Source organism: Streptomyces carpinensis, from assembly GCF_002154505.1.
In the GTDB taxonomy this organism is placed as follows: Bacteria; Actinomycetota; Actinomycetes; order Streptomycetales; family Streptomycetaceae; genus Streptomyces; species Streptomyces carpinensis.
On sequence record NZ_MUBM01000414.1, the window covers coordinates 1 to 5,627 of the forward strand.

Annotated in this window: 5 protein-coding genes and 1 tRNA gene; 2 read left to right on the forward strand and 4 right to left on the reverse strand. The window is 73.0% G+C overall.

Annotation, left to right across the window (positions count from 1 at the left end; genetic code table 11):
* Positions 1–1,323, forward strand: a 1,323-nt coding sequence (locus BZY54_RS41025; protein ID WP_086730455.1) for a GH1 family beta-glucosidase, incomplete at its 5' end; no start/stop codon positions are given.
* A gap of 185 nt (positions 1,324–1,508) precedes the next feature.
* On the forward strand, positions 1,509–2,564 hold the full coding sequence (locus tag BZY54_RS41030; protein ID WP_086730456.1) for a LacI family DNA-binding transcriptional regulator: 1,056 nt from the start codon (positions 1,509–1,511) through the stop codon (positions 2,562–2,564).
* Between the two features lie 196 nt (positions 2,565–2,760).
* Here the strand turns inward: BZY54_RS41030 and BZY54_RS41035 are convergent.
* The 4 genes from BZY54_RS41035 to BZY54_RS41050 all read right to left on the reverse strand — a co-directional run bounded on the left by BZY54_RS41035 (position 2,761) and on the right by BZY54_RS41050 (position 5,572).
* Positions 2,761–2,833: transfer RNA gene (locus tag BZY54_RS41035), tRNA-His, on the reverse strand.
* A 124-nt stretch (positions 2,834–2,957) separates the two neighbouring features.
* Complete coding sequence (orn, locus tag BZY54_RS41040; RefSeq protein ID WP_086730457.1) at positions 2,958–3,566, reverse strand: oligoribonuclease; 609 nt, start codon at positions 3,564–3,566, stop codon at positions 2,958–2,960.
* A gap of 107 nt (positions 3,567–3,673) precedes the next feature.
* Positions 3,674–4,909 (reverse strand): helix-turn-helix domain-containing protein, encoded by a 1,236-nt coding sequence (locus BZY54_RS41045; protein WP_086730458.1) that lies wholly within the window; start codon positions 4,907–4,909, stop codon positions 3,674–3,676.
* A 378-nt stretch (positions 4,910–5,287) separates the two neighbouring features.
* Positions 5,288–5,572, reverse strand: coding sequence for a hypothetical protein (locus BZY54_RS41050; RefSeq protein ID WP_086730459.1), 285 nt, complete (start codon positions 5,570–5,572; stop codon positions 5,288–5,290).
* Positions 5,573–5,627 lie beyond the last annotated feature (55 nt).

Genomic DNA, 5,627 nt, shown 5'->3' on the forward strand with positions numbered 1-5,627 from the left:
ACCCCCTCCATCTGGGACACCTTCAGCCACACCCCCGGCAAGGTCCGCAACGGTGACACCGGTGACATCGCTGCCGACCACTACCACCGGTACCGCGACGACGTCGCGCTGATGAAGGACCTCGGCCTCAAGGCGTACCGTTTCTCCATCTCCTGGTCGCGGGTTCAGCCCACCGGCCGCGGGCCCGCCGTCCAGCGCGGCCTGGACTTCTACCGCCGGCTCACCGACGAGCTGCTTCAGGCGGGCATCACCCCGGTCGCCACCCTGTACCACTGGGACCTGCCGCAGGAACTGGAGGACGCCGGCGGCTGGCCGCACCGCGACACCGCGCACCGCTTCGCCGAGTACGCCGACATCATGGCCCGCGCCCTCGGCGACCGGGTCGGCGTGTGGACCACCCTCAACGAACCGTGGTGCAGCGCCTTCCTCGGCTACGGCTCCGGCGTGCACGCGCCCGGCCGCACCGACCCGGCGGCCACCCTGCGCGCCGCCCACCACCTCAACCTGGCCCACGGCCAGGCCGTCGGGGCGCTGCGCTCGGTCCTGCCGGCGTCCGCGCAGACCTCCCTCACCCTCAACCTGCACCAGGTGCGCCCGCTGACCGACAGCGCGGCCGACGCCGAGGCCGCGCGCCGCATCGACGCGGTCGGCAACCGGATCTTCACCGGCCCCATCCTGGACGGCGCCTACCCCGAGGACCTGCTCGCCGACACCGCGCACCTTGTGGACTGGGACCAGCTGGTGCACGACGGCGACCTGGCGGAGATCTCCCGCCCCATCGACGTGCTCGGCGTCAACTACTACTCGCCGACCGTGGTCTCCCAGGCCATCGAGGGCACCGCCACCACCAAGAACGACGGCCACGGCGCGAGCGACCACTCGCCGTGGACCGGCTCCGACGACGTCGCCTTCCACCTCGCCAACGACGACCTCACGGCGATGAACTGGGCCATCGACGCCGACGGGCTGCACACCCTGCTGACCGGCCTGGCGGCCTCGCACCCGCAGCTGCCGCTGATGGTCACCGAGAACGGCGCCGCCTTCGACGACTACGTCTCCCCGGAGGGCCGGGTCAACGACCCGCAGCGGATCGCCTACCTGCACGCCCACCTGGACGCCGTCCGCCGGGCCGTCGCCGACGGGGCGGACGTGCGCGGCTACTTCCTGTGGTCCCTGCTGGACAACTTCGAATGGTCCTACGGCTACTCGAAGCGGTTCGGCGCCGTCTACGTCGACTACTCCACCCAGCGCCGCATCCCCAAGGCGAGCGCCCACTGGTACGCCGAGGTGATCCGGAACAACGTCCTGCCGAACGCCCGGTAGCGCGGCGGAGGGCTGACCGTCAGGTCCGAGGGGCGCGGCCGGCACAGGCGGGCCGCGCCCCGTCGCGGCTCCGCGGCCCGAGGGGGCCGCGGAGCCGCGGGGGCGAGGGACGATGGGGGCGGAGGCGCACGGGCCCCGTGCTGTTACATTCCTGGCCTGACGGCTGCGAACGGAAGGCGGCGACTATGGCGGTCAACGGTGGGCGGGGCCGGGGCGGCCGGCGGCCGACCCTGGAGGAGGTCGCTGCCCGGGCCGGCGTGGGCCGCGGCACGGTGTCCCGGGTGATCAACGGCTCGCCGCGGGTCAGCGACGCCACCCGCGCCGCGGTGGAGGCGGCGGTCGCGGAACTCGGCTACGTCCCCAACACCGCCGCGCGCGCCCTGGCCGCCAACCGCACGGACTCGATCGCGCTGGTCGTCCCGGAGCCGGAGACCCGGTTCTTCGCGGAGCCGTACTTCTCCGACATGCTGCGCGGCGTCGGCGCCGAACTGTCCGACACCGAGATGCAGTTGCTGCTTATCTTCGCGGGCGGAGACCGTGAACGGCGCCGGCTGGCCCAGTATCTGGCCGCGCACCGCGTGGACGGGGTGCTGCTGGTCTCGGTGCACGCGGACGACCCGCTGCCCGACCTGGTGGCCCAGCTGGAGATCCCGGCCGTGATCAGCGGCCCGCGCTCGGCGGCGGAGACGCTGACCTCGGTGGACTCCGACAACTACGGCGGGGCGCGCTCGGCGGTGGAGCACCTGCTGAAGCGCGGCCGGCGCCGCATCGCCCACATCACCGGCCGCACGGACGTCTACGGCGCCCAGCGACGCGTGGACGGCTACCGCGACGCCCTGCGGGACGCGGGCCTCACGGTGGACGAACTCCTCATCGAACCGGGCGACTTCACCGAGGAGGGCGGCCGTCGGGGGATGACGCGTCTGCTGGAGCGCGCCCCGGACGTGGACGCGGTCTTCGCCGCATCGGACGTGACGGCGGCCGGCGCCCGCCAGGTGCTGCGCGAGCGGGGCCGCCGCATACCGGACGACGTGGCCCTGGTCGGCTACGACGACTCGGCCATCGCCCGCCACATGGATCCGCCGCTGACCAGCGTCCGGCAGCCCATCGAGGAGATGGGCCGGGCGATGATCGACCTGCTGCTGACGGAGATCGCCGACCGCCGCCCTCCGGGGCCGCACGGCCTGGAACGCCGGCACGCGGTGCTCGCCACCGAACTGGTGGTCCGCACCTCGTCGTAGGCCCTCGCCGGCCGGCCCGCCGAGCACCCGGGCCGGCCGACCCTACGGCGCCCCAGCCGCCTTCGGCGGCTCGACCGGCGCACCGGGCCCGCGAGTGCGCGCGGCACCGGACGCCCGGCTGCCTGCGGCCGATGCTCCCGAAAACGAGTCAGCCGGTGACCTCGACTTACGTCAGGGTCACCGGCTGAACACTCAGGGTGAGTGACGGGACTCGAACCCGCGACATCCTGGACCACAACCAGGTGCTCTACCAGCTGAGCTACACCCACCATGACCGGCAGCGGTTGACTTTCGTCGTTTCCCCGACCGGCCGAGAAAAAGTGTACAGGGTCCGAAGGGGTGCTCGCGCACGCGTTTCGCGGCGCCCCTTCGCGGGACCCGGTCGGACCTGCGTCACGCCCGCTGAGCAGGCATGACGTACTTCGCGGCGATCGACTTGGCGGTGTCGGAGTCGGGGCCCGGCTGCGGGACGAAGACCGCCTCGCGGTAGTAGCGCAGCTCCGCGATGGACTCGCGGATGTCGGCGAGGGCGCGGTGGTTGCCGTTCTTCTCCGGGCTGTTGAAATACGCCTTGGGGTACCAGCGGCGGGCCAGCTCCTTGATGGAGGAGACGTCGACGATCCGGTAGTGCAGGTAGCCCTCCAGCGTCGGCATGTCGCGCAGCAGGAAGCCGCGGTCGGTGCCGACCGAGTTCCCGCACAGCGGCGCCTTGCCGGGCTCCTTCACGTGCTCGCGGACGTACGCCAGGACCTGCTCCTCGGCGTCCTCCAGTGTCGTGCCACCGGCCAGTTCCGCGAGCAGGCCGGACGCGGTGTGCATCTGACGCACTACCTCCGGCATCGTCTCCAGCGCCGCGTCCGGCGGGCGGACGACGATGTCGACTCCCTCGCCGAGCACGTTCAGCTCGGAGTCGGTGACGAGGGCGGCCACCTCGATGAGCGCGTCGTCGGACAGCGAGAGGCCGGTCATCTCGCAGTCGATCCACACCATGCGATCGTTCATATGTCTTACCTTACGGCGCCTCGCCGCGGGCCGGGCCGACCGTGCGGCGACAGAGACGGTCCGGGGCGGTGGTCTTGCGCCACCCCGGCCCGTCCCTCAGCCGTCCGTCAGCCGCCGCTGCGCTGTCCCGGCAGGCTCGCCGACAGCGCGGCCGGAGGACGGCGGGCGGACTGGTGCGGTACCGAACCCTCGGTCTGCAGGGACGAGGGCGCCGGGCCCGAGGGCTGCGGGACACCGACCGGGCCGGCCGGGGCGGTCACGCCCGTGGCGCCGGTCACGTTCGCCGCTGCCGGACCCGTCTCGCCGTCCCCGGGACGCTCGCCCTGCGGTCTGCGCGCCCGGTACGCCGCCCGGTACGCGGCCGGGGACGACCCCAGCTGCCGCCGGAAGTGGCCGCGCAGCGCCACGGGGGAGCGGAAGCCGCAGCGGCCCGCCACCTCGTCCACCGAGTAGTCCGACGTCTCCAGCAGGCGCTGCGCCTGGAGCACCCGCTGCGTGATCAGCCACTGCAGCGGCGCGCTCCCGGTGAGCGAGCGGAAGCGGCGGTCGAACGTACGACGGCTCATGTACGCACGGGCCGCCAGCGTCTCCACGTCGAACTGCTCGTGGAGGTGCTCCAGCGCCCAGGCGACGACCTCGGCGAGCGGGTCGGCGCCGATCTCCTCCGGTAAAGACCTGTCCAGGTAGCGCTCCTGACCTCCGCTCCGGCGCGGCGGGACCACCAGACGGCGGGCCAGCGCGCCGGCCGCCTCGTTGCCGTGGTCCGTGCGCACGATGTGCAGGCACAGGTCGATCCCGGCCGCCGTGCCCGCCGACGTCAGCACGTCGCCGTCGTCGACGAACAGCTCTCTGGGGTCGACGTGCACCGACGGGTAGCGCTTGGCCAGCGTCGGCGCGTACATCCAGTGGGTCGTCGCCGGCCGGCCGTCCAGCAGCCCCGCCGCGGCCAGGACGAAGGCCCCGGTGCACAGGCCCACGATGCGGGCGCCCTCCTCGTGCGCCCGGCGCAGCGCGTCGAGCGCCTCCTCCGGTGGCGGAGAGGTGATCGAGCGCCAGGCCGGCACGACGACGGTGCCCGCCCGCGAGATCGCCTCCAGGCCATGTGGCGCGGTGAGTTCCAGGCCCCCTGTGGTCCGCAGCGGGCCCTCCTCGCCGGCCGCCACCAGCAGGCGGTAGCGCGGCACTCCGGCGTCCTGGCGGTCTATCCCGAACACCGAAAGCGGTATGGAACTCTCGAAGATGGGGCCGCCGCTGAACAGCAGCACCGCGACGATCTCCTTGCGGCGTCGCCCGGAAAGCTTCCGGGCCGCGGTTTCCGGCGCGGCAGTGGAGTCGTGGCTCATACTGCTAAGCCCCCCTCGGTGGTCGCGGCTCCTCGGTTGTGTCGCTCCTGCACGTTTCCCCTCGGTCCTGCACGAGTCCCCCGCCGTAAGACAGTCAAGATCGAATCTACTGCGTCCCGCCGTGCCGCGGTGACCAGTTCGACACCCGGCACATTGTCGACATGGCAACTTGGCGTGAAGCATTCGATCACGAAGCGTTGCACTCGGGAGGCGTGCAGGGAAGTGCGCCTCGTCGCAGTGGCCAATCCCCGTAGGGTGCGCAGGGTCCCCGAGGCCCTTCCGGTGCAGGTCGAACGGGGGTTGGGGGGTACCTCGGGCGGGTGATGCACGAGTTCGAGAAGTTGGCTGAAAAGATACGGGCGCGTGCGCGGAAACCGGTCAGTTGACCGGAGTCGTTCCCCCGGAGTGACGGCCGCCCCGGTGGGCTCCCGTGCCCGTGCGCTGGTGGCGGCCGCGGTGCGGGACGCGCTCCTCGGCGAGCAGCCGGGCGGCCCCGCGCTCCGACTGGCGCAGCAGGACGCGGCAGGCCCCGGTGACGGCCGCCAGCCCCAGGGCGGTGCCGGTGGCGCCGGCCGGCGAGGTGCCGTACCAGAGCAGCACCACCGGCACGAGGGCGCAGCTGAAGGCGGCCCACCGGACCACGTCGCCCGCGGTGTCGCCCACCCGGCCACCTGCGGTGTCCCCCCGCGCGCCGCCCCCACCGCCACCGGCCGTCTCC

Coding starts and splice junctions, on each gene's coding strand:
- orn (WP_086730457.1), bottom strand. CDS start 3,566: ATGAACGATCGCATGGTGTGGATCGACTGCGAGATGACCGGCCTCTCG.
- BZY54_RS41045 (WP_086730458.1), bottom strand. CDS start 4,909: ATGAGCCACGACTCCACTGCCGCGCCGGAAACCGCGGCCCGGAAGCTT.
- BZY54_RS41030 (WP_086730456.1), top strand. CDS start 1,509: ATGGCGGTCAACGGTGGGCGGGGCCGGGGCGGCCGGCGGCCGACCCTG.